Annotated in this window: 15 protein-coding genes, 1 tRNA gene and 1 pseudogene; 13 read left to right on the top strand and 4 right to left on the bottom strand. The window is 53.3% G+C overall.

The features are described 5' to 3' along the window. Positions 1–20: 20 nt before the first annotated feature. From AD944_RS14945 to AD944_RS14915, 7 genes are all read left to right on the top strand, one after another. Entirely contained in the window at positions 21–1,790 is a 1,770-nt protein-coding gene (locus tag AD944_RS14945; protein ID WP_035377843.1) for a chloride channel protein, read from the top strand. A 223-nt stretch (positions 1,791–2,013) separates the two neighbouring features. Further along, complete coding sequence (locus tag AD944_RS14940) at positions 2,014–3,057, top strand: NAD(P)H-quinone oxidoreductase (RefSeq protein WP_236709258.1); 1,044 nt, start codon at positions 2,014–2,016, stop codon at positions 3,055–3,057. A 162-nt stretch (positions 3,058–3,219) separates the two neighbouring features. After that, positions 3,220–3,903, top strand: coding sequence for a YggS family pyridoxal phosphate-dependent enzyme (locus AD944_RS14935; RefSeq protein WP_045542922.1), 684 nt, complete (start codon positions 3,220–3,222; stop codon positions 3,901–3,903). A gap of 95 nt (positions 3,904–3,998) precedes the next feature. Further along, positions 3,999–5,984, top strand: a complete 1,986-nt coding sequence (locus AD944_RS14930; protein ID WP_045542921.1) for a potassium transporter Kup — start codon at positions 3,999–4,001, stop codon at positions 5,982–5,984. Continuing rightward, on the top strand, positions 5,981–7,141 hold the full coding sequence (gene hemW / locus AD944_RS14925) for a radical SAM family heme chaperone HemW (RefSeq protein WP_045542920.1): 1,161 nt from the start codon (positions 5,981–5,983) through the stop codon (positions 7,139–7,141). Before AD944_RS14930 ends, hemW begins: the two co-directional genes overlap by 4 nt. A gap of 282 nt (positions 7,142–7,423) precedes the next feature. Next, a complete protein-coding gene (locus AD944_RS14920) occupies positions 7,424–8,536 on the top strand; it encodes a nucleoside hydrolase (RefSeq protein WP_145912869.1) in 1,113 nt (370 codons plus the stop codon). A 104-nt stretch (positions 8,537–8,640) separates the two neighbouring features. After that, positions 8,641–9,066 carry a DUF1489 family protein gene (locus AD944_RS14915; RefSeq protein WP_035377833.1) on the top strand — a complete coding sequence of 142 codons (426 nt, stop codon included), beginning with the start codon at positions 8,641–8,643 and terminating at the stop codon, positions 9,064–9,066. A gap of 90 nt (positions 9,067–9,156) precedes the next feature. On the opposite strand, the gene AD944_RS14910 is transcribed toward AD944_RS14915, so the two are convergent. Then, entirely contained in the window at positions 9,157–12,144 is a 2,988-nt protein-coding gene (locus AD944_RS14910) for a TonB-dependent receptor (RefSeq protein ID WP_169794927.1), read from the bottom strand. Positions 12,145–12,881: 737 nt separating this feature from the next. On the opposite strand from AD944_RS14910, the gene AD944_RS14905 reads away from it, so the two are divergent. The 3 genes from AD944_RS14905 to AD944_RS14890 all read left to right on the top strand — a co-directional run bounded on the left by AD944_RS14905 (position 12,882) and on the right by AD944_RS14890 (position 16,842). After that, a complete protein-coding gene (locus AD944_RS14905; protein WP_045542918.1) occupies positions 12,882–15,032 on the top strand; it encodes a M3 family metallopeptidase in 2,151 nt (716 codons plus the stop codon). A 768-nt stretch (positions 15,033–15,800) separates the two neighbouring features. Next, entirely contained in the window at positions 15,801–16,202 is a 402-nt protein-coding gene (locus AD944_RS14895; protein ID WP_086641331.1) for a hypothetical protein, read from the top strand. 34 nt (positions 16,203–16,236) lie between these two features. Then, a complete protein-coding gene (locus tag AD944_RS14890) occupies positions 16,237–16,842 on the top strand; it encodes a superoxide dismutase (RefSeq protein WP_045542915.1) in 606 nt (201 codons plus the stop codon). 161 nt (positions 16,843–17,003) lie between these two features. Here AD944_RS14890 and AD944_RS14885 read toward each other — a convergent pair whose 3' ends face one another. Continuing rightward, positions 17,004–19,367, bottom strand: a complete 2,364-nt coding sequence (locus AD944_RS14885; protein ID WP_236709257.1) for a TonB-dependent receptor — start codon at positions 19,365–19,367, stop codon at positions 17,004–17,006. A gap of 45 nt (positions 19,368–19,412) precedes the next feature. Further along, on the bottom strand, positions 19,413–20,786 hold the full coding sequence (locus AD944_RS14880) for an Nramp family divalent metal transporter (protein WP_045542914.1): 1,374 nt from the start codon (positions 20,784–20,786) through the stop codon (positions 19,413–19,415). Positions 20,787–20,999: 213 nt separating this feature from the next. Here AD944_RS14880 and mntR point away from each other — a divergent pair, with 213 nt between their 5' ends. Then, positions 21,000–21,473: a manganese-binding transcriptional regulator MntR gene (gene mntR, locus AD944_RS14875; protein WP_035381226.1), complete on the top strand. Its 474-nt coding sequence runs from the start codon at positions 21,000–21,002 to the stop codon at positions 21,471–21,473. A gap of 73 nt (positions 21,474–21,546) precedes the next feature. Here mntR and AD944_RS14870 read toward each other — a convergent pair whose 3' ends face one another. Beyond that, positions 21,547–23,832, bottom strand: coding sequence for a TonB-dependent receptor (locus AD944_RS14870; protein ID WP_045542913.1), 2,286 nt, complete (start codon positions 23,830–23,832; stop codon positions 21,547–21,549). A gap of 484 nt (positions 23,833–24,316) precedes the next feature. On the opposite strand from AD944_RS14870, the gene AD944_RS14865 reads away from it, so the two are divergent. Together AD944_RS14865 and AD944_RS14860 are read left to right on the top strand one after the other, a co-directional pair. Beyond that, positions 24,317–24,392 (top strand) — tRNA-Glu (locus AD944_RS14865). A gap of 102 nt (positions 24,393–24,494) precedes the next feature. Continuing rightward, positions 24,495–24,777, top strand: a pseudogene (locus AD944_RS14860) (site-specific integrase); the annotation flags it as partial.

Raw genomic sequence — 24,777 nt, 5'->3', positions numbered from 1 at the left:
CAGCCAGTCCTGCCGCAACCATGACGGGCTTTCTGGGCCACATACGCACCCATGCGACCGTGCCCGGTTTTCTGGCAGCGGTCAGGGCTCTTGTACGCACGGATACCCTGTGGCTGGTCGCCCTCGCGGCCATTGTCGGCCTTCTGGCGGGGGCAACCGTCAGCCTCATGACAGCCGCAACCTTTGTGGCACATCATCTGCTGGCACCGGGGTCCGGTCGCCTTTCCGGGCTATCTTCTGTCATGCCTGCCCGTGCGCTTCTGGTGCCAAGTCTGGGCGGCCTGCTGTTGGGGCTGGCAGGATATATATTGGCGCGCAAAACACGGTTCAGGCCCGTTGACCCGGTAGAAGCCAACGCTCTGCACGGAGGCCGCATGTCCTTGCGTGATAGTCTGATTGTGGCCGGACAGACGGTGCTCTCCAATGGCTGCGGGGCCTCTCTGGGGCTGGAGGCCGGGTTCAGTCAGCTTGGGGCCGCCTTCGGGTCCCGCATTGGTCGCCAGTTACGTATGCACCGGGCGGATGTGCGCCTTCTGGTAGGGTGTGGGGCAGCAGGAGCCATTGGCGCAGCGTTTGACGCCCCTCTGGCTGGGGCCTTCTATGCGTTTGAACTGATTATCGGCTCCTACACCTTTACGGCGCTGGCTCCGGTAGCGCTCGCCGCAGTTGTCGCCATTGGTATGGTGCATCTTACCGGCATGGTGCTTCCCCCCATTGTGGTGCAAACGCCGCCAGCGATTCCTCCCTTAGCCTATCTTCCCATTGCTTTACTGGGAGCTGTTAGCGCACTTGTCGCGGTGGCCCTCATGAAGGGTGTCACACTCACAGAGCGGGCAATGCATGCTCTGCCTGCTCCTGTCTGGTTACGGCCCGCAATAGGTGGTCTGCTGGTGGGTCTGCTGGCACTTGTCTCCCCTTCCGTACTGTCCTCTGGTCACATGGCCATGCGGGCCGGGCTGATTGATACCCCGCCCTTCCTCATCGCCCTTAGCCTGCTAGGTCTGAAGGCGCTGGCTTCCGCCATCTCCATCGGTTCGGGGTTTCGGGGCGGCCTCTTTTTTGCTTCGCTCTATCTGGGGGTGCTCACCGGCGCTGTTTTCGCGGGGATCATCTCACCTCTCATGATTCTTCCTGTTTCCGTATGCGCGGTGGTGGGTATGTGCGCACTGGCCGTTGCCGTCATCGGTGGCCCCATGACCATGATTTTTCTGGCACTGGAAACAACCGGCAGCTTGCCACTGACAAGTGCCGTTATGGTCTCGGCCATTGTATCGTCCATTACCGTACGGCGCACGTTTGGATATTCCTTCGCAACATGGCGCTTCCATCTGCGGGGCGAGAACATTCGCTCCGGAGTGGATGTGGGGTGGATGCGTAGCCTGACAGTCGAACGGATGATGCGCACGGAAGCTGTCACATTCCCGGCCACGGAGACCGTCGGCGCCGCCCGACAGGCCTTTCCATCTCACACCCCGCGTTACATCATTCTGCGCGATGAGCAGGAGCATTATAAAGGGCTGGTGGAAAATGTTGCCTTCCATGCCGCCCGCTATACAGCCACCACTCCACTGATGGATCTGGTGCCCCCTGATGATGAAGCACTTCTCCCGGAAACATCGCTTTCTGCAGCGCTGGCCTGTTTTGAACGCACCAGTCGCCCGGCCTGTGCTGTGATCAACACCAGACATCAGGTTCTTGGTCTGCTCAGCGAGCGCTATGTCCTGCGCCGGTATGCGGAAGAACTGGAACGCACCCGCCGCGAACTGGCGGGAGAAAAATATAGGCCCTGAACACCGCTCAGAAGCCGCCTTCCCTCCTTTAACCGGCGGGAAGACTCTGATCTTCCAGACAGATTTTTCCTCATCCACAAAGCAATATCCGCCACTCCGTCCTGATAAGCACCCAGAACATCTCGGCGTCTTTCTACCGGAGACGTGAAGCCGCCTGCTCTTTTGGTTTGAAACAAAATGAGGCTTGATACGCTTCCTGCTCTGATCAACCAGTAGGCATATCATGACCGCTTCAACCAACACGCATCTTTCGGGCACCATGAAAGCCGTCTGTTTTACGGAACCGGGTGCGCCGGATGTCATGCAGATTGAGTCCCTCCCCATCCCGCAGCCGGGACGCGGCGAGGTGCTGGTGCGTGTGATGGCAGCAGGGATAAACCGCCCGGATATCATGCAGCGGAAAGGGCTTTATCCCCCACCACCGGGAGCAAACCCTCGGCTGGGGCTGGAAATTGCTGGAGAAGTGGTCGCCTGTGGCACGGCGCTGGCCGATCAAGACATGCCCGCCATAGGCAGCAAAGTCTGCGCTCTGGCCAATGGCGGGGGTTATGCGGAGTATTGCCTTGTGCCCGCAGGCCAATGCCTGCCATGGCCGGAAGGGCTTACCGCCGTACAGGCGGCTGCCCTTCCTGAAACTTTCTTTACCGTGTGGTCCAACCTCTTCATGCCCACGCCTGTCACCAAAGGAGAGAATGTGCTGATCCATGGTGGCTCCAGCGGAATTGGCACGACGGCCATCCAGCTTGTCAAAGCGTTTGGCGGCATTCCTTACGTGACAGCCGGAACGGCAGAGAAATGCGCCCTGTGTGAAACGCTAGGGGCAACCGCCATTAACTATAAAGAAGAGGATTTTGCCGAGCGCCTGCGGGAGTTAACCAAAGGCAAAGGCGTTAACCTCATTCTGGATATGATTGGCGGAGCCTATCTGGACCGCAATCTCCGCTCTCTTGCCGTGGATGGCAAGCTGGTGATCATCGCCCTGCAGGGGGGAGCCAAAGCGGAAAAAGCGGATCTTGCCCGGATCATGACCCGACGGCTGATTGTAACAGGCAGCACCTTGAGGGCGCGCGACATTACAACCAAAAGCCGCATTGCCCGCCAGCTAGAAGAAAAAGTCTGGCCTTTGCTTGCAGACGGCACCATTCGCCCCATCATCTACGCCACCTTCCCGTTTGCAGACGTGGCGAAGGCCCATCAGGAGATGGAAAATGGGGAGCATTCGGGCAAAATCATTCTCACACTAGAGTCCACGCCCAAACCTCAATAACAGTCTCTCAGGCACACCATCCGAGAGGGAGGGTGCCCTTTCCGGCCATTGTCGGCTAAAGTGGCAACAGGAGGACATGTGCGCCTTATTCCTGCCTGCTTTACAGAGGGCGGGAAAGAAGGTGCATGGCCTCATCCTTGTTGTTTGAGAAGCTTTGTTTTTATGGCCCCATCATCCCCCCTTGCGGACAGGCTTGAACATGTCCGCGCCAGTATTGACGCCGCCGCGCGCAATGCAGGACGAGACCCCGCCTCCGTAACCTTGGTGGCTGTTTCCAAATTTCATCCTGCCAGCAGCATTGAAGACGCCATAGCAGCGGGGCAACGCGTTTTTGGTGAAAACCGGGTGCAGGAAGCTGCTGCCAAGTTTCCGCCATTGAGGCAAACCACCCCGGATCTGCGCCTTCATCTGATTGGGGGCCTGCAAACCAACAAGGCGCGAGATGCCGTACGACTGGCAGATATGATTGAAAGCCTCGATCGCCCCGCCCTCGCTGATGCTCTGGCCCATGCGGCAGAAATCGTGGGCCGCCTGCCTGAGCTTCTGATTGAAGTAAACACGGGCGATGAACCCCAGAAATTCGGCGTCCCGCGTGAGGACGCTGATGCGTTCATCCGCACCTGCCGCCAGCGTTTTGGAAACAAACTGCGGGGATTAATGTGTATTCCCCCGGCGCAGGAAGACCCCACGCCCCATTTCCAACTCCTCCGCAGCATGGCGCAGGAACATGGCTTGCCCATGCTCTCCATGGGCATGTCTGCCGATTATCCACAGGCCATTGCGCAAGGGGCAACAATGGTCCGGGTCGGGACGGCCATCTTCGGCCCACGCCCGGCTTCCACCTGAGGGATATTCAGTGATGACTTGCTTCTTTATGGAAACCCGCCTTATGCAAGCCGCCGGGAGTGAATTCCCACGCGCCACGTGGAGCCAGAACTGACATGACCGATCCAACCAGCACACCCGCCGGGGCCGATCCCGGTAAATCCGCACCGCCCCATACCGGCACACATGCGGCTCCACGGCATATTACCGACTTTGACGCCGACCAACCGCAACATACCGCCGCCCCCGTAGGGTTTGCCGCTCTTCTTGGTGTGCTGGGCGTGGTGTATGGCGATATCGGCACCAGCCCGCTCTACGCCTTCCGCTCCACTGTGGAAGTTATCTCCGGCCATCACTCTGTTGCCCCGTGGGAGATCATGGGCGTCGCCAGTCTGATTTTCTGGACGCTCATCCTCATCGTGACAGTCAAATATGTCCTGCTCATCATGCGGGCCGACCATAATGGAGAGGGCGGTATTCTTGCCATCACCTCTCTGGCACAGCGCGTGGCCACCAGCACCAAGGTCAGAACAGCGTTAGGGCTGGTTGGTATCATCGGGGCCTGTCTGTTCTTTGGGGATGGCATCATTACTCCTGCCATCTCGGTGCTCTCCGCCATTGAAGGGGTGGAAGTCAGTGTTCCGGCGGCGCATGATTTTGTCATACCGCTCGCCATTATCGTCATCATAAGTCTGTTCAGCGTTCAGTGGATTGGCACGGGCAAGGTCGGGACCATATTTGGCCCTGTCATGTTGCTCTGGTTTGGTACACTGGGTGTTCTGGGCCTGCTGGAAATCCTGCATCATCCTGCCGTCCTTATGGCGCTTTCCCCCACCTATGCGCTGGAGTTCGTATTCTACCACGGCAAGCTCTCCTTTCTCGCCTTGGGCTCCGTAGTGCTCTGCGTAACCGGGGCGGAAGCCCTGTATGCCGATATGGGGCATTTTGGCCGTGCGCCCATCCGTTATGCATGGCTGTTTTTTGTGCTGCCCATGCTGGTGCTGAACTATTTCGGGCAGGCGGCGCTGGTCATTTCCGACCCCAAAGCGTTGGTGAACCCGTTCTTCCTGCTGTGCCCGCACTGGATGCAGGCCCCCATGATCGTGCTGTCCACACTGGCAACGGTTATTGCCAGCCAGGCCGGTATTTCTGGCGGGTTCTCCATCTGCCGTCAGCTGATCCAGCTTGGTTATATGCCGCGGCTGCGCATTACCCACACCAATGCGGAAGAAGAAGGCCAGATCTACCTGCCAGACTTCAACCGCTTTCTGGCAGTGGGAGCCGTGCTGCTGGTGGTTGCCTTCCGTAGTTCTGATGCGCTGGCCTCAGCTTACGGCATCGCTGTTACCGGCACCTTCATTTGCACCTCCATTCTGGCCATTGTGGTCTTCCGCCGCCACTTCAACTGGTCACGCTACAAAGTGGCCGCTGTGTTCGGCAGCTTCCTGCTGCTTGACCTCACCTTCTTTTCCGCCAACGCGCTCAAAATTCCAGATGGTGGCTGGGTGCCGGTCCTGCTGGGCTGTGTCCTGACCCTGATGATGACCACATGGAAAAAAGGACGCGGCCTGATTGTCAGCCGTCAACGGCAGGACAGTCTGCCTATGGGCTCCTTTATTGCGCGGCTGCCCCAGTCCCGCATTATCCGCGTGCCCGGCATGGCCGTGTTCATGACAGGCACGCCGGACTTTGTGCCCCCGTGCCTGCTGCACAACCTGCGGCATAACAAGATCCTGCATGACCATGTGCTGTTTGTGACCGTGCAGAACCTTGATCAGCCGGAAGCAGACCGAGGCCACCGTGTTTCTGTTGAAGAACTGGCTCCCAACATCTACCGCGTGATCCTGCGTTACGGGTTTATGGAAATGCCCAATATCCCGCGGGCACTGGAAGATCTGAAGGCCAATGGCGTGGATTTTGACGCCCTCCAGGCCTCCTATTTCACGTCACGCGAACTCATCACCCGGTCTTCCGTGCCGCGCCTGTCCCACTGGCGCATGTCCCTGTTCATGTTCATGGCGCGCAATTCCACATCCAGCATGGAGTTCTTCCGCATCCCGCCTGATCGCGTGGTGCAGTTGGGCGTCAAGGTGGCTATCTGACCCAGTCCACCGAACCCCTTGCGCTCTACATCCACTGGCCATTCTGTCTGGCCAAGTGCCCGTACTGTGATTTCAACTCACACGTACGGGAAAGGATGCCGGAAGCCCGCTTTGCTCAAGCGCTGCGCACAGAACTCGCGCACGATGCCGCACGCCTTGGTCGTCGTAAGCTGGGCTCCATCTTCTTTGGCGGAGGCACGCCATCCCTGATGGCACCGGAGAGCGTGGCGGCCCTGATAGAAGACGCTACCAGCCTGTTTGACCCTCTGCCGGACATGGAAATCACACTGGAGGCCAACCCCACCAGTGTGGAAGCAAGCCGCCTGAGCGCCTTCCGTCAGGCAGGCGTCAACCGGGTTTCTCTGGGCATACAGGCGCTGGATGATGCGTCACTCCAGTTTCTGGGCCGGCAACATTCCGCCCGGCAGGCACTCGCCGCACTGGAAACAGCCCGCACCCTGTTCCCACGCATCACGTTTGATCTGATCTACGCCCGCCCCGGCCAATCGCTGGCAGACTGGAAAGCTGAACTGGATACCGCCCTGCAACTAGTGGCGGACCATGTTTCTCTCTACCAACTGACCATCGAACCCGGCACCAAATTTGAAGCCCTGTACCGCACCGGTGCCTTTACCCTGCCAGATGAAGATCAGGCTGCCGCCTTATATGAGGAAACCGCAACCGTCACTGGCCGCCATGGGCTCGCCGGGTATGAGGTCTCCAATTATGCAAAGCCAGGCAGTGAAAGCCGCCATAACCTGACATACTGGCGCTACGGAGACTATCTGGGGCTTGGCCCCGGCGCACACGGGCGCGTCACGCAAGGCACGGACCTGTTCGCCACCCGCCGCCACCGGGCCCCGGAACCATGGGCTGATCTGGTAGAACGCACAGGCACCGGCCAGACCTCTCAGGAAGCCCTCGTGCCATTGGAACGTGCGCGTGAAATGCTGCTGATGGGCCTACGTGTAAGCGAGGGCCTGACCCTTCCCCGCTTTGAAGCGCGCACAGGCCTGACACTGGAACAGGCCACAGACCCAACCATTCTGGCCGCCGCCATTGAAGAAGGGTATCTGCAACGCAGCGCCACAACCCTACGCGCTACGCCGGAAGGCCGCCTGCGACTAGAAGCCCTTCTGCACGCGCTGGTGCTGTAAAAAGTTCCAAGGGCTCAAGAAAACCACCACACATCTTTTTACAAACCCGGATGCACGCCGCGCCTCCTGCCCTCAGGCACAGCTATGACCAGCTTCTTCCTGAACACGCTTTCCTGAACCCAGATCAGCCTCTATCCCCACTCACGTTATGATGCGAGCCGGGCCTCCGCGCTTTTTTGCCGCCTTTCTCGTGATACTCTTTTGATGCCCCTCCACATCTCTCTATAGTGCGTCTCGGTTCTCTCCGGAGGGCTGCCATTCTTCTCAAAACCGAGGCTCCGCATGCGTTCGCCCTCTTTCTTTCGTCGTTCAGCTCTGCGGTTGACAACCGCCCTTGCAACCGCACTGGCTCTGCTCTCCACAGCGCAGCCCCATGCCCACGCCGAGGGAACGCAGGAGCCCGCCCTTGTCATTGAAGATAATGATTTTCTGGGACCGGGTGGGTCAGATATCCAGTCTGTCATCCCCCTGTTGGCTAACCCGCATATCAAGGTGCTGGGTTTTACTGTCAGCACAGGAGATGACTGGGAAAACGCAGAGTCCGCACATCTGCGGCGCTTTCTGGAAATTGCCAACAAAAGCGAGATTCCGGTCGCGGATGGCGCAGTCTATCCCCTGATCAACAGCGTTCCGCTCATGAAACTGCGTGAACAGCAGTTCGGCCGTATTCCGTGGAAAGGCGCGTGGGGCGGCCTGGGTTCCATGGACAAAGTGCCTGATACACAGCCGGATCTCCCAAAACTGGCCGAAGGCGCACCCAAAACGCCTGCCGCGGCAGAAAGCGCCGCCCTGTTCATGATTCGCATGGTGCATGAACATCCGCATCAGGTCACCATTCTGGAGGCCGGGCCCATGACCAATCTGGCGCTTGCCATTCGGCTTGATCCCTCTTTTACTGCCACCGCCAAACAGCTTGTTTTTATGGGTGGGCTGCTGGACACCAACATGATGTCCATTACCGGCAACGCGGATTTCGCTTCTGATTTCAATATGATTTTTGACCCGGAAGCAGCCCATATTACCCTGACCGCGCCGTGGGCTTCCATCACCGTGGTGGGCAATATCTCGAACGATGTGATGATGACCAAGGATTACATGGCCAAAATTACCAAAAAGGCGACACCTGTTACCGGCTACCTGAGCAAATACTACTCCCCCTTGCCCATGTGGGATGAAATGGCAGCCGCGATTACCGCAGACCCTTCTCTGGTGCAGCAGTCCGTCAAAGCCTACATGGATATTGATATCAGCAAGGGTATCCACTATGGCCACGCCCATGTCTGGCCCAAAGATCTCGCTCCACGCACCATGCATGTGCGCGAAGTAACCATTGTGCAGAAAATTGATGCAGAGCGCTTCCTGACCAGCTTTGTGCAACAGGCGCAATCTCTCTAATACACCCGACACACTCCTCTCCCCGCTGCCTTGATAAAAAGACAGCGGAGCATGACTGCAAAATCGGAATGTTCCTTGGTCCCGGTTTGTTCTAGACTAAGACCATGCTCAACCTGATCAAACTTGTTGTAGGTGTCAGTTCTCTGGAAGAATTGATGGAGCGGCAGAAAATGCCGCTCAACAGCCGCCTCCATCAGGAGCACGGCGCTCTGCCAGTCGTTCATACCCGCTCTTACCCTCGCCGGGCGGCTGACATTCTTGAAGGTGGATCACTATACAGGGTTATCAGCGGCCTGATCCAATGCCGCCAACGCGTGCTGGATATTCAGACCGAAACACGGCCCGACGGCACTCAGGGCACGATCTTCCTGCTCTCTCCAGAAATCATTCGCGTAGAGCCCCGCGCTCTACGCCCCTTTCAGGGGTGGCGGTATCTGGAAACCAAAGACGCCCCTAAAGACCTCACCACCACCCAGATATCAACCCTCCCCCCACATCTGCAAAAAGAGCTGACACTGCTCGGGCTTTAAAAAACTCCCACAAAAAAAGGCCATCCCCAAAAGGATGGCCTTTCTGCACTCCGCAGGTTTCAGGATGCCAATGCATCCTGACCTGTTTTCTTAGAACTCCACGCCAGCCTGAACCTGGAAGTTCCGGCCAATAATGGCATCCCAATAACGGTTGGTGCTGCCCTGGTACGGATACTGGGGTTTAGCATCAAACACGTTGTTCATCACAAAGCTCACGTTGTAATGCTTGGCAAATGTGTAGCCAATGGTCGTGTTGAACATGAAATACTGCTTCATGGTGTTGTTCGGATAGACGCCATCAGCAACCTGAAGCATATATTTCGCTTTCCCGTAGTACATCATCTGCCACTGAACGAACAACGGGCCACGCATATAGTTGAAGTTGGCCGTAAAGTTGTCACGCAGATCGCTTGACGTACCCAGATAGTCGTACTGACTGGTCAGAATGGAACCATTATGAATGAAGCCATGCTTATAGTTTACGGTTGTCTGTAAAGCGCCATCATCTTCAGAAAGACCCAGCCTGCTCAAAGGCAAATAATAAGACAGATGCGCCTGTAATCCCCGGTAGTGCTCGGTTCCGATGTTATAATACCCGGTATGGAACCCCTCACTAAGCTGGCTATTTGAATCGCGGGAAAAGGAATGGCAATACTGGTTATTGGGATAAGAGGCAGAATCATAACATGCGGCAAGAATATCATCCATACCCAAGGATGCGACCTCGTTTTTCACCCGCACATCGTAGAAATCTGCGCCAATGGTCAGCCCGCGTACCCACCGTGGTTGAAAAGACGCCCCTCCGGTAAACTGGGTTGATTCTTCATTCTGAAGGTTCTTATTACCACCATTCAGACCTTTAATTGTAAATTTGTTATAATTAGACTGGAAATTTGCAGGAACACCCGCTTTACGACAATTGGCCAACCGAATATCAGGATGCGGGCCAGAATTGATGGCCGTCATGTCACAAGGATCAGTCCCTTGATTAAAAACGGTCGCTTCAGGAGAATAAAGCTCAGTAATGGCAGGTGCACGGAAAGATGTTGTATAATTACCGTGGAATACAATATCCCGTACCGGCGCATAACTACCACCACCTGAATAAGCCCAGAAACCGCCCGTCGCACTGTTGTTCACATAACGGCCAGAACCTGTTGCAGTTAGCGCATACACACCCGGAATATTCATTTGCGGAGATACAAGCGGAATCATGGTTTCGCCATAGACTTCGTTTGTATGGTACGCACCACCCACATTTGTCAGCGGCAGGGTATTACCGTATTGCTGATATGAACCGTCAGACATCAACTCTCCACGGTAGAAATTACCGGGATTAAAATTCATACCTTCATAACGGTGCTCATACCCAATATCATATGTCCATTGCCCAGCAGGAAGCTTCACCACCGTGCTTCGAACATCCGCGTTGAAATCCCATTGCTGGTTGATGGATTTGGTACGTGCATCTGTCTGAATATAATCAGCACCAGCTTTATTGGACTGGTTCACACCAAAAGGATTAATAGGCGAACACGTTGAATTAAGAGAAGGATACGCGGCACTGGTATAGCCAGAAGCGCACACAATATTCCCCGCCCCATCTGGTACCGCATTAATAGCATTTATATAATTCTGGGTCAGAATTTCCCGCTGTTCCGTGCTGGAACGGTACTGCCCATATTCAGCACTTCCTTTCCATTCGAACTTGCGGCCAGCAAAATGGAAATCCCCCTGTAAACCACCAACAAACCGGAACAGGTTTGTGTTGGTTGTATATTTACCAGTGTAATAATCCGTGTTTGCACGCGCAAGGTAGAACTGATCCGTAGGAAGACCCGCTGCTTGCAGATTATTGATAATAGTCGCCCGTTCAGCGGATGTCAGATAAGGATTGTTGGTACTGAGAGGCAATGCACCATTGCCATTATACCTATCGGTCATGGCATCGCCGAACATCTGCGTGTTATAATAAGGCTGGTTCGCCATATTAGACGCTGAAGACCGAACATACCACCCTTCAAAAGAAGCGCGAAGATGATCGGTAATATCGTAGTGCCCCAACAGGGTCAGGTTAAGACGCTGCTGGTTGGTAATCAGATTATTGTAATTGCTGATCGGGAAACCATTGTTATTTGCTTTTTTGCCAGTTGCGGTCAGGCCATCGCCAGTAGGTTTTCCATAACTCAATGGCACCAGAGACTTACCATCCTGGCTAAACACCAGCGGCTGCCCCGCTGCATTGGTGATAGCCGTTCCCGCGTTCTGCCCATATTCATTAGGCAGATCATAATAAGCGCCAGACATAGACGGCACACCTGCCGTGGTGAATGGTAGATAATACCGCCCACCATGCGACAGTTCATAACCGCTGCCAGCCTCGTTACGCACGTACTGCCGACGATCATCGCCTGCACCGACCCAGTTGGCGCGGTCAGCATTGGTCATACCAAATACCTGATTGTATTCCGTATCGAATACAATGGTGCCACGGTCATGATCAAAATGGCGACCAACCTTGCCAGCCAGCCGATAATTGATGGCATCCTGCCGCTGACTGAAGCCAGTCTGACCATCGAACTTTACGCCCTGATAGTCGTCATCCAGAACAAAGTTCTGCACACCGGCAATAGCATCAGAGCCATAAACCGGGCCGCCGGAACCCACAACCGTTTCTACTTTTTTAATCAGGAGAGTCGGGATATTGCCAATATCCACAGGCGAGCCAGCAACAACCCCAAAGATAGAAGAGGTAGCAGAAGATACGAAACGACGCCCATTAACCAGTGTTAGGGTACGTTGAGCACCGAGCCCCAACAGATCGCCATAGGTCTGACCTGCACCAAAATCCCCCTGCTGAGCTCCGATCGGGCTGTTGTCTGGCACAGAATAGTTTGGATTTTCCCGCATCAGCGCTAAGCCGATGTTGGTATAACCCCGCTTCTGGATCTGCTCTGCATCCAGATCCATGGTTGCCATCGTGTTGGTCAGACGGTTCTGCAACAGACGCGAACCCGTAACCGTCACGTTTTCTGTATTCGATTCCGTTCCGGCACTGGAATCAGAAGCCTGCTTCATAACTTTTGACGCTACGGAATCCTGGTCCGTGGAAGTCGCCTGGCTCTGCGTTGCAGATGCAGCAGGCGTCACAGTAGCGGATGTAGTGGTAGAAGCGGCCGTGGCAGGCTGAGATACTGCCTTTGTAGCAGTTTTAGCGTGAGCTTTCTTCGCCTTGCTTGTTTTAGCAGATGCTTTGGGAGCAACTTCTGCGTTTGTTTGAGCTTTTGCAACGCTTATCAAAGCCGGAGTGCTAATCGCCAGAACAGGCAAGACGTAGAGCAAAGAGAAGGAAAGTGAGGTCCCCTTCTTCCTACGATGTCCTTGTATCATTCAAAATAGTCCCGAAACCAAGGTTAAATGCTTTTTTAAAAAAGCGGTGCCTTTATTAAGAGCCTATTTTTCGATTGGTCGATCCCAAAATTCCGGGTGTGCAATATTTTGCTCAAGAAATGCTGCATTTTTGACACAGTTTCTGGCAGAAAAACGCATAACTATAGGGAATTCATGCGCTCAATTCATACCTCATTAGGAAACCGAAATATGAATATAGACTGCGCGAAGCGTCTTTATTCAGTTTTTGTGCCTTTTGCGAGCAGAAAAAGCACTCTGCCTGTTTGTCTTTTCCATCTGTATCATAAAAGACACAGGCTTGCCTTGACACCCCGGTTTCTGCCCCATAACCGGAAGGAACCATAACCTTGGAATGACAAAGTTATACCGGATTACCAAGGGTCCGGACCTCTAGGAGATTCAGAATGATCCGCCGTCCCTGGCTGCTCGCCATGACAGCCGCCACCTGCCTTACCGGGTGGGCTTTTACCGCGACCGCCGCCCCCCTGCCAGACTCCAATCCGTTCGCTGCGGAAAGCACGCTGCCCTACCATGCCCCCCCCTTTAATCTGATCAAGGATTCAGATTACCAGCCTGCATTTGAACAGGGCATGGCTGAACAGGCGGACGAAATAAACCGCATTGCCAGCAACCCGGAAGCCGCAAGCTTTGACAACACCATTGTGGCCATGGAACGCTCCGGCCGTCTGCTGGATCGGGTGAACGAAGCCTTCAGTGGGGTGTACTCCGCCAACACGAATCCAACTCTGGACAAAGTGCAGGAGATTATCGGCCCCAAACTCTCCGCGCATGAGGACAGCATCTATCTGAACCCCAAACTGTTCGCACGTGTGCAGTATCTGCACGCACGTCAGGACGCCCTAAGCCTGAATGCCGAGCAGAAGCAGGTGCTGGATGTCTATTATCAGGCCTTCATCCACGCAGGCGCGCAGCTTTCCGATGCAGACAAAGCGACGCTCCGTGATCTGAACACCCGGCTTTCCAAGCTGGAAACACTGTTTCAGCAAAAGCTTCTGGCAGCCACCAAAGCTGCGGCTCTGGTGGTTCCTGACAAAAACAAGCTTGCCGGGCTTGATGATGCTGCCATCACCAATGCTCTAAACGCCGCCAAAGACCGCAAGCTGACGGACAAATGGCTTCTGCCCTTGCAGAACACCACCCAGCAGCCGCAACTGGCAGCCCTGACGGACCGGGAAACACGCCAGGCACTGTTTGAACAGTCCTGGACCCGCGCGGAAAAAGGCGGCGAGAACGATACCCGCGAGACCATTGCCACACTGGCGCAATTACGGGCGCAAAAGGCGGCTCTGTTCGGTTATAAGAACTACGCCAGCTATGTCCTTTTTGACCAAATGGCCAAAACACCAGAAGCTGTTCACAGCTTCATTTCTCAAATTGTTCCCGCTCTCGCGGCAGAGCAGAAACGGGAAGTGAGTGACCTGCAAAACCTGATCAACAGAAGCACAAAAAACGGCGCTTCCTCCTTCCAGCTCAAGCCTTGGGATTGGTCTTACTATGCAGACCAGCTTCGCAAGGAAAAATTCAACTTTGATGAAAATCAGGTTAAACCGTATTTTGAGCTGAATACTGTTCTGCAGGATGGTGTTTTCTTTGCTGCCAACCGCCTATACGGCATAACGTTCAAACGCCGCACAGATATTCCAGTCTATAACCCTGATGTGATGGTTTTTGAAGTTTTTGACAAAGATGGTTCGGCACTCGGGCTAATCTATTTTGATTACTTCCAGCGTGACAATAAAAACGGTGGCGCCTGGATGTCCAATTTTGTGGGGCAATCCACTCTTCTGGGTACAAAGCCTGTTGTCTATAACGTCGCCAACTTTGCAAAACCCGCTGCAGGCCAACCGGCCCTTATCTCGTTTGATGATGTCACAACCATGTTCCATGAATTCGGGCATGCGCTGCATGGGCTGTTTGCCAACCAGACCTACCCGATTGTATCCGGTACATCCGTCGCACGAGACTTTGTGGAATTCCCCTCCCAGTTCAATGAACACTGGGCACTTGATGCCACTGTGCTGAACCACTACGCCCGCCACTACAAGACGGGGGCTGCCATGCCTGCCACTCTGGTGGCGCAGTTGAAAAAAGCGGCAACTTTCAACCAAGGTTACAAGTTTGGTGAAGTTGTAACTGCCGCTGAACTGGACATGGACTGGCATAGCCTGACAGCCACAGCCCCCAAGCAGGATGTGGATACGTTTGAAAAAACAGCGCTTGCCAAAATGGGGCTGGATACGGAAAACGTTCCTCCACGCTACCGCTCCAGCTACTTCCTGCATATCTGGGCTAACGGTTATTCCGCAGGCTACTATGCGTATCTCTGGACAGAAATGCTGGATGACGACACCTTCGCATGGTTTGAAAAGCACGGTGGCCTGACCCGCCAAAACGGTCAACGCTTCCGTGACATGATCCTCTCTCGTGGCCATACGCAGGACTACGGCCCCATGTTCCGGGCATTCTACGGCAAAGATCCAGACATCGGCCCCATGCTGGCTTCCCGTGGTCTGGCGGAAGATACCAGCAAATAATAGTCCCTCGCTCCCTCCCCTTGGCTAGAGGGAGCAGAAAGAACAAAAGGCGGTTACTGTGGTTCAGGCTGCAGAACCGCCTTTCCTGTATACGGACCATGGCAAAACCGTATCTGGCCGAGAGTAATGTCACACTGTTCGTAAAAACCCAGATCCGTTTTTACCAGAGCACGGCCCGTATAGGGGCCCTGACAGACCGAAACACGTCCAATCGTGATAGAACAAAGGCGTAATGAGCCGGACTGTTTGACCACCGCCATCCCGGAATAAGGGACCTGACAAAAATCGAGATGCCCTACAGAAAACTGGCAGACTCTTACAAATGTGTCCTTAGGTCCCGCTTGTGCACCGAACGGAGCAAGCAAAACGCCGAACAGACACCACCAGATCCCACCATAAAATCTCTGCTTACGCGCTTTGGGAATCCCCCGCTTCCCCTGTCCTCCGTTCATAGTTTCATCCCCGATCCCGGCTTAGAAGAGACAGGAAACACCCCTTTAAACCTTGATTGAGGCATCCCCTTTAGCCAACATCCTACCACCATACCCCTACGGGCCCATGCCATGATGCATGGAATTATAGCATATTGTATATTTTAGTGTTTATGCTATTTTATGCAGATCATCCTATTTTGCGGAGTGTTTGAAGATGCAGCAGGTTAGCCAGCCGCCTCACTCTGAAGCCCTATGGCGAATGCTCACCCAGCAAGCGAACGCCGCATACGCTCAGCAGCACACTCTGAGCGCACACGCAAAATATACGGAGGCCATGACCAAGGCAGAGGAGATGCTTCAGATTTTTCAGGAAACTGGTGCTCCCCTTTCTGCGCCACTGGCCTTTGTCATCTCCTGTCATAATCTGGCTGACTGCTTGGAGACCCAAAAACAGACGGACCAAGCAGCGCATTTTCTGCGTTATGCGTGCACCAAGTTGACCCACCTTGCCCAACGGCCAGAACTCCCCCTGCAAGCACGGCTGGCGTGCGTTGAGCAACTCCGCCCCGCCGTCAATGTGTTGAGCGAACAGTCAATACCCTCATTGTCACATCAACAGGACATTCAGAACCTTATAGCGCAGGCTCGTACAGCGGCGCTCACGGTTTATCAGGTTGCCAGCTACGCGGTGCAAACCCGGCTGGAAGACGCTCCGGTAACGGAACGCCCCTCATAAAATGAGGGTTAATAAAAAAGGGATTAGGGAAAACATGTTTAAATTACCTGAGCTGCCATACGCTCTGGATGCGCTTGCTCCTTACATGTCTGCCGAAACACTTGAGTATCATCACGGCAAACATCACAAAGCCTATGTTGACAAGCTGAATGAACTGACCGCCAGCGGTGCCTTTGATGGTCTGGATCTGGAAGAAATTATCCGCAAATCAGCGCAGGACCCAAGCCAGAAAGTTTTATTCAACCAGGCTGGCCAGCATTGGAACCACTCCTTTTTCTGGCTGAGCATGAAAGCCAAAGGTGGCGGTGCCATTCCAGGGGCACTTGAAAAACAGTTGATTGCAGATTTTGGCTCGCTAGACGCATTTAAAGCCGAATTCAAAGCGGCCTGTGTGTCTCAGTTTGGCAGCGGCTGGGGCTGGCTGGTTCATGATGGCGAAAAGCTGACCATTACAAAAACAGCCAACGCAGACACACCGCTTGCACACGGCCACACGGCCCTGTTGACATGCGATGTGTGGGAACATGCCTATTATATTGATTATCGCAACATGCGCCCAAAATACGTTGAAGCTTTCCTGAGCGATCTGGTGGACTGGGAACGTGTCGCGGCTCTCTATGAACAGACTTCGTCCCGGTAAAGTTTTAAAACTTTAGGCTGAAGCCTTTTGTTAAGCAGGGGATGGGGCATTCCATTGCCCATCCCCTATTTTTGGCTGCCCTGAGCAGCCCTGCTGGGTCACTGGGAGCCGACACCCCAGTCTTCCGCGCCGCCCCCATATACATCATCAAAAAGCGATTATCAGAACTCTGAAACCACCGAGAAATAGGTGCCGCGACGCTGCCCATACTGTGCCTGATAGATCCCCACCCCGCTTCCGTCTCGTAGCTGATAGCGCTTGTCAAACAGATTGACCACATCAGCACGAATCTGGATATCATGGCCAAAGGGAACTTTTGTAAAGGTGTGTTGATAGCCAATATTGAACACATCATATTCCGGCTGTTTTTCAAGGTTCGCAAACCCACTCCGCAAACCGTAGCCGTAAACAAAATCGACATAGGCCATATCGTGCTTGGTGCTCCACGAGACCCCAGCCGTTGCCGTATATTCCCCTTGATGATCAAGCTGAATAGCGTGGTTTTTAATGTAAGCCAGTTCAGCCAGATCAAACTGATACTGCGCAGAATTGATGTCACGCGCGGAAGTTTTTACATACGAAAAATTACCAAAGACAGACCACGGACCATGCCGCCATGAACTACCGAATTCTGCCCCATAAACCCGGCCACGTTTATAACTGAACGGAGCAAGAATAACGGCTCGGCCAAACTGCCCCAGATCGGTCAGATCATGAGCCCATTTGGCATAGGCATCCAGCGTAATCTGGAATTCAGGTGTAATGCGCTGAAGAATCCCGCCATCCACATAATTCGATTTCTCAACCTTGGTCGCGTTATTTATCAGATTGGCTGCCGCATTTGTGGTGCCAACAAATTTCGCCAATGTGGAAGGATAGACATATTGCGGAGAAGGCGGCGCAAAATAGCGGGAATAACCAATGTGCAACGTTGTCGTACGCGTGGGTTTCCACACCATATTTGCGCGCGGGCTCAATTGTCCTTCATTTCCAAAAGAGGATGCAAATCGGTCATAACGAATACCATAGTTAAATGTCAGGTTATTGGTAATCTTATATTCATCCTGAATATAAGCGCCAGCCTCAACAGACCAGTTCCCCGTATTATCAATAATACGGCCTGCCACATTTGAAGTCTGGTTTCCATTTTCATCGACCGGAAAAGCCAGTGTATTCGTATCCAGCCGCTCGGACGTATATTGCCCCAGAATACCCGCACGTAATGTATGATGCCGCGCAATTTCATAAGACAGATCAAACTGCACACCGCCAGTGGTAAAATCATTCACCTCGTGTTCAGAAACACCTTGATAAATCAGGTCCCGATCCCGATCCGGCGTGTAATCAATGCGCCCATATCGGAAATAAGGTGAGACCTGAAAATTCAGCTTGTCCGCACTCCGCTGGTAGGACAGCACAGCGTAATAATTCTGTTCCGTCTGACTGTCATCCAGATTTGACCAATGCATGGACGGGTCATGTGCATTCACCCCCGCAACATCATAGATGGTCGTATAATCCGGGCTATTGACGTCAAACGTCTTGAATGAATTAGGAATTTCAAAATCTGCATAGGACGCACTTGTCAGCAGGGAAATCCTGCTCACGTCATCAATATGATAGGAAAGATAGGAAAATGCCTTTTCCTGCTCAGTCACATCATGGATTGGCCGAAAGGTGTCACTGGGGTTTTCAATCCCGATATTATTACGCGTAAAGGACACTGTGGTGAAATAATCCAGTTTCCCCTTTTGCCCTCCCAACTGGATGGAGGGCACAAAAGTGTTGTAGCTCCCTCCGTAGAGCGAAACCTGATTATGTTTCAGACTATCCCCTGTCTTGGTATTGACGTCCACCACTCCGGCGGTTCGGAAACCAAACTGCGCGGGCAGCGTGCCGGTCAACAGATCCACTGACTGAATGATACGGGTATCCAGTTCCTGCCCAAAACCATTCAACCCTTCCGGCAACAACACACCATTAACCCGGTATGTCAGACCTCCATGTTCCCCACGAACATGTACTTCTCCATAGCTGTCCATCACCACCCCGGGAACACGAAGAAGGATCTGATTAAAGGCCGCATTCTGACCCTGAGGGGTGGACGCAATCTGGCGCTGGTCAATATTGTAATCAACGGCCCCCAGCCCCGGAAAAATACGAGCTCGCTGACGGTTGAGATGCCCCACCACGTTAATCTGCTCACCAGACGCAGCCTCTTTCCGCGTAGGTATCTCTGCGTCCTTCTGAGCCTTTGACTGCTCGACTTTCTGTTTTTTGCCAACTGCCGATGCCGGTGCAGACTGCCCGCCCTGCGCACGTTTTTCGGTTATCTGCGCCTTTTCTGCCCCTGTATCCGTATCCGCACAGGCAATGGGGCCACTGAAGCAGCCCAACCCAACCGCCACACATGAGCACAGTAATGCCCGCGCGCCCGCACCAGATCTAGTGCAGCGACCTGCATGATTTTCAAGGAAACGCACCTGCTTATAAAGATAGCTTTTGCTATATCGTGTGGTGAACATGGAGACGTACTTCTTCAGCAAAGAAAGCCCGAAGGCGGGTTAAACCTAGAAAATGGTGTCGTAGAGCAGTTTGAAGTTAAGGATCAGGATAACCGCCGCCACAACCCAGGAGAGAACAGCACTTGTGCGGGAGATAACAAACTCCCCCATTTTCCTGCGGTCAGACACAAACAGAACCAGCGGAATAACGGCAAAAGGCAACTGCATGGAAAGGATAACCTGGCTGAGCAACAGTAATTCGCCCACGCCTTTGCTGCCGTAAAGAGCGGTCACCACAATCACCGGAATAATTGCCAGCCCCCGCGTTAGCAAACGGCGCGCCCAATGGGGAATGCGCAGCCGCAGAAATCCTTCCATAATAATCTGGCCCGCCAGAGTGCCGGTTATAGTGGAATTAGTCCCCGCAGCCAGCAGAGCCACAGCAAAGAGAGTGGAGGCAATACCAAGCCCAAGAATGGGGGATAGAAGTCTGTAAGCGTCCTCAATCTCCGCAACATCCTGATGCCCGGTCGTATGAAAGGCCGCCGCCGCAACAATCAAAATGGCTGCGTTGATAAACAAGGCGAGCATCAGCGCGATGGTACTATCCCACGTTGCCCACCGAATAGCCTCCCGCCGCCCCTCGGAGGAGTGTTCAAACGCACGCGTCTGCACAATGGAAGAATGCAGATAAAGATTATGCGGCATAACGGTCGCCCCAATAATGCCTATGGCAATATAGAGCATCTGACTATTGGTCACGATCTCAGGGGAAGGCAGAAACCCCTTTATGATCCCCGCCAATGGGGGAGCAGCCGCCACAACCTGCACAGCAAAACAGAGAGCGATGATGCTCAAAAGCCCGATAATGAAGGCCTCCAGATACCGGAAGCCCTTGTTCATCAAAAACAGAACAATAAAGGCATCCAGCACTGAAATGGCAGCGCCCCCAAGCAGGGGGATACCAAACAGCAATTGCAGGGCCACCGCCGTGCCAATCACCTCTGCCAGATCACATGCAATAATCGCCAGCTCACACGCCAGCCAAAGCAGGATGTTGACGGCTGGCGGGAAATGATCCCGGCAGGCCTGCGCAAGATCCCGGCCTGTCGCAATTCCCAAGCGGGCAGAAAGCGCCTGAAGCAGAATAGCCATCAGGTTGGACAACATGATGACAGATAGCAGCGTGTAACCAAACTGCGCGCCACCCTGCAGATCCGTCGCCCAGTTTCCGGGGTCCATATACCCCACGGAAACCATATAACCCGGCCCGACAAAAGCCAGAAACCGCCGGAACCAAGACGCATTTTCCCCTGGCAGACGAACGCTGGCAAAAACTTCGGGCAGACTGCTGCTGCCAGCCTCGGTCGGCTTGGCAAAACGCCAGCCAGCCTTGGCGGAATCAGGAGCAGAACAACTATGGTGAGAGGAGTCAGGCATAGTTACAGACTAGAGCCTACCGTGCCATGATATGCAACATGCTATATTAAAAAGTAGTGGCAAAACTTACTCTAAAAATCACTTTTCCTGCTCTTCAGTCATGACATTCCAAGCGTAATAAAGTATTCTTAACAGAATAATGATAGGCGCCCACGGTCTTTCGCTGGCATCTATCCGCATCTACATGTCCCTAACCAGCAGGCTGCCCACCTTATGACGTCATTCGACATTCTCCCTGATGCTGAAACACATTCGGAAGGATTTCGCGCCAACCGCGCGGCAAGGCAGAATGTTCTGGTTGAAGATTACGTGGAACTCATTGCCGATCTTCTGGATGAAGGCCAAGAAGCACGGCAGGTGGATCTGGCCGAACGTCTGGGCGTTTCCCAGCCCACTGTGGCCAAAATGCTGACCCGCCTGACAGATGAAGGATTTGTGGCGCGAAAACCTTACCGTGGCATCTTTCTCACCCAGACAGGCCGAAAACTGGCGGAAGAAGTACGCTCACGCCACCGGATTGTTGAAGCCTTTCTTCTGGCCCTAGGCGTCAGTCCGGAAAATGCGCGCATTGATGCCGAAGGGCTGGAACATTATGTGGGAACAGAGACACTCGCCGCCTTTCAAACTGCCATCAATGCAGGTTTGAGTGACTTCATGGCGAACGCCCGCAACACTCAGCCCTCATAAATTTTGAGAAAAGCCCCTTTTGCGTCCGAGAAAAATTTTCCACGAAAGCAAAAGGGGAAATGATCCGTTCAGATTAGAAGGTTAACCCAACATTCCCGATAAATGTCCTGCCAGCCGAAGGTACTGTCCGGCCAGAGAATGCTGAACCATAATTTAAACGGTTGGTAATATTGTTGGCGTTAAACGAAACACGATAATGCTTCATCTCCCAAGACAACATTCCGTTCAGATTAAACATATAGGGCATCCGATAAAGCTGTGCTGTCGCAGGCCCTGCCCAATAGCCTGAGGCATACTGCGCGCCACCAGCCACCTTCAACTGCCCCCAACCCGGATTAAGCAACGCACGAGAAAGATCATAAGATGTCCACAACGAGAAGTTGTTGTGAGAAATCTGAGGTGCCTGCTTTCCGTTATCGCCCGTGGTACTATGCGTCACCTTACCATCAAGGTAAGAATAGGAACCGTAGATGTTCCAGTCTTTTGTAATCTTTCCCGTCAGGCTGAGTTCAACACCTTGAATCCGCCGCCCACTACCGGCATCACCCTGTCCCACCGCAATGTCGCCATTCGTGTCATAATAATATGTATTGGTCTCATTGATGCGGAAGAATGATAACGTTGCGCCCAAGCGTTTATGCAGAAAATCTGCCTTGCTGCCAAACTCGAACAGATCACTCCGCTGCGGCTTGAAATCCTTGGTGTCGCTGGCCACATCTGCGGAATTAACGTTGTTCGTCACAGTCCCCGCCACATCCGTTCCAATCGGTTTATAAGACCGGGCAAACGTGAAATAGAAGGAGACTGTTTCCAAAGGATTCACCATGATGCTGCCCGAGGGGCTCCAGCGATCCGCTCTCTGACTTTGCAAACCGGAAGCTACAGACGCTGAATTATAAGTCGATACAAATGAGTCCCACCGCCCTGTTCCAAACAGGGAAACATATTTTCCAACTTTTATGCGATCAGATAAAAACAGCCCCACATCCCGCGAAGAAGCGACACGCTGCCCCGTATCAGGAAAAGTCAGGCGCGTGTTAGGATAAGAATAATCCGGGTCACGAAGAGTCTGGATATTGGAACGATTGACCCATGTCCCGTAATGTCGGTTGTCATAAGCATATTCAACATCAACACCAGCTTTGATTTCTTGAGACACAATCCCGGTTTTGACCTTGGCAGTGCCCATAAGAATATTCTGAGCCGCCCATCCATCCTGACGATACCCGACCCCGCCGCCAGCACCATAAGGAAACGTAGGGTTCCCGCCTGCAAAGAAAGAAGGTGCGCATCCATTGGCAAAGCTACAGGCTGCCGGTGTTGTGGCCGCATACTCACGGTCATATTTTGTCAGACGCGTATCATTACTAATTGTAAACCAGCGGGTTACTTCGGATTTCAACAAGGATGTCAGCGTATGTACATTGTTCTTGTCACGGTCAAAACTGCGCGCATAACTGGTGTCCCGCGCCAGACCATGGCTGGTTATCGGTCTGTAAACACCATCCGCCATCTGTACAAAAGGCACGCCATAATCAGGCACGCTGTCTGAATTGAACCACTGCCAATTCAAATGCCAGGATGTCTTACTGTGTAACCCCACACCAAGATCAACAGCAGTCCCGTAACGGTTGGACGTGGTGCGCTTCCGGTCCACGACACCTTGGCGGTTATACATTCCATTGATCCGCAAGGCGATATCATCATTGATCTGATAATTAACATCACCCGCACCGCGATACATCGAGGCGCTACCAAAAGCCTGATCGTAATTATAGTCTGTTCCAGCATGGGCATGTTTCAGGGACTGATTGATAACCCCTCCAACATTACCAGCGCCAAAATATTCTCCCGTCGGTCCCTTGATAACCTGCACATCCTCCGTGTTGAAAATATCACGTGTGTAGGTTCCAAAATCCCGAAGGCCATCCGTATACATATCCTGACGCGCCTGTAGCCCACGAATACGGAACTGGTCACCATTCATGCCGCCATTGCCTTCACCAGTGGAAAGCGTAATGCCCGGAACGTTTGCCAGCGCCTGATCCAGCGTGAACACCCGCTCTTCCTTAATGATCTCATGAGGAACAACCGTAATGGTCTGAGGCGTATCACGGACTGAAGCAGGCATACGGGAGATATTCAGCGTAGAACTGTTCGTATTTCCGGCTGCAACTCCTGCATCGCCCTCACCGCGCACCCGCACCGCAGGCAGTTTGATGGAGCTGTCCGTTTCATTGGTTGATGGCGTTGTGTCTTGGGCAAACGCTTCTCCAGCCCCAAAACTGGTTGTCATACCGAGCGCCACAGCAAGGCTGACTTTCTGTTTCTGAAAAGCAAAACGGCCTGATTGGCTCATTCCTGTAATCCCTGTTCTATAACAAACCCAGCCCCGCATGCGTCTTGCACGCCAGCCGTGATCCACCGCAACTTAGTCGGGAATGATTCGCATTATAAACATAAAAATTTTTGGGCGATAGAAATTTTCAACATGAAACGTTCGGAAAATAAAAAAGAGAAGATTAGCGCTCTTCCTCCCATGCAATCACTCCGTATGCGTAATGCCCAATAAAATACCACCGAAAAATTCAATCGCCATAATGTATTTTATATTTACTAACTCATAAAAATACATTTAAAATAGATTACAATATATAATGAAATATAATTTTTTGTTTTTATTTTAAATATTATAAAATGTATTCTTATTTTTATTAATTTTACGCGATAAATACGCTCTAACCATTAAGGAACATACATACTCATGTTTCTTCCAAAAACTGCACAAGACGACTTGACGGCAGTTTCAAACACCTCTAGATCAAAGCCCAACGCAGCCTCAAGTCCCGTTCGTCTAGAGGCCTAGGACACCGCCCTTTCACGGCGGCAACACGGGTTCGAATCCCGTACGGGACGCCAATCTTTTCAATGACTTAGAGTTTTGGTCACGGAATGATTGACTCCTTTTGGGCCCACCTTGGGCCCATGAAAAGGCTATGCTGGGCCCAAGCGAGGCTCACCATGAAAGATCGAATCACTTCTGCCAAAATTGATCCGGCGACAGGCCGTCCCCTTCCGGCAGGCGTGGAATATTGTGGCAAAGGCCAATATCGAGCCCGCAAGCGCATTGCAGGCGGAGAGCGGATCCATCAAACCTTCTCCTCGGCCAAACTCGCCCGGCGCTGGCTGGACACGACGTCCGCCAAGCTGGAACTCGGACAGTTTGAGGACACGCGCCCACTGGAACGTCAGACCGTTCGCGACTTGGTCGACCGTTATGTGTGCGAGGAGATGCAGACCCGGG

The sequence above is a fragment of the Acetobacter tropicalis genome, from assembly GCF_001580915.1.
Taxonomy (GTDB): Bacteria; Pseudomonadota; Alphaproteobacteria; order Acetobacterales; family Acetobacteraceae; genus Acetobacter; species Acetobacter tropicalis.
Note: the sequence above shows the minus strand (reverse complement) of the source record. Positions and strands in the feature narration are given on the sequence as shown.

What these genes read in the sequence shown, in the direction of transcription:
- AD944_RS14945 (WP_035377843.1), top strand. Translation starts at nt 21, where the DNA reads ATGACGGGCTTTCTGGGCCACATACGCACCCATGCGACCGTGCCCGGT.
- AD944_RS14940 (WP_236709258.1), top strand. Translation starts at nt 2,014, where the DNA reads ATGACCGCTTCAACCAACACGCATCTTTCGGGCACCATGAAAGCCGTC.
- AD944_RS14935 (WP_045542922.1), top strand. Translation starts at nt 3,220, where the DNA reads ATGGCCCCATCATCCCCCCTTGCGGACAGGCTTGAACATGTCCGCGCC.
- AD944_RS14930 (WP_045542921.1), top strand. Translation starts at nt 3,999, where the DNA reads ATGACCGATCCAACCAGCACACCCGCCGGGGCCGATCCCGGTAAATCC.
- AD944_RS14920 (WP_145912869.1), top strand. Translation starts at nt 7,424, where the DNA reads ATGCGTTCGCCCTCTTTCTTTCGTCGTTCAGCTCTGCGGTTGACAACC.
- AD944_RS14915 (WP_035377833.1), top strand. Translation starts at nt 8,641, where the DNA reads ATGCTCAACCTGATCAAACTTGTTGTAGGTGTCAGTTCTCTGGAAGAA.
- AD944_RS14910 (WP_169794927.1), bottom strand. Translation starts at nt 12,144, where the DNA reads ATGAAGCAGGCTTCTGATTCCAGTGCCGGAACGGAATCGAATACAGAA.
- AD944_RS14905 (WP_045542918.1), top strand. Translation starts at nt 12,882, where the DNA reads ATGATCCGCCGTCCCTGGCTGCTCGCCATGACAGCCGCCACCTGCCTT.
- AD944_RS14895 (WP_086641331.1), top strand. Translation starts at nt 15,801, where the DNA reads ATGACCAAGGCAGAGGAGATGCTTCAGATTTTTCAGGAAACTGGTGCT.
- AD944_RS14890 (WP_045542915.1), top strand. Translation starts at nt 16,237, where the DNA reads ATGTTTAAATTACCTGAGCTGCCATACGCTCTGGATGCGCTTGCTCCT.
- AD944_RS14885 (WP_236709257.1), bottom strand. Translation starts at nt 19,367, where the DNA reads ATGTTCACCACACGATATAGCAAAAGCTATCTTTATAAGCAGGTGCGT.
- AD944_RS14880 (WP_045542914.1), bottom strand. Translation starts at nt 20,786, where the DNA reads ATGCCTGACTCCTCTCACCATAGTTGTTCTGCTCCTGATTCCGCCAAG.
- mntR (WP_035381226.1), top strand. Translation starts at nt 21,000, where the DNA reads ATGACGTCATTCGACATTCTCCCTGATGCTGAAACACATTCGGAAGGA.
- AD944_RS14870 (WP_045542913.1), bottom strand. Translation starts at nt 23,832, where the DNA reads ATGAGCCAATCAGGCCGTTTTGCTTTTCAGAAACAGAAAGTCAGCCTT.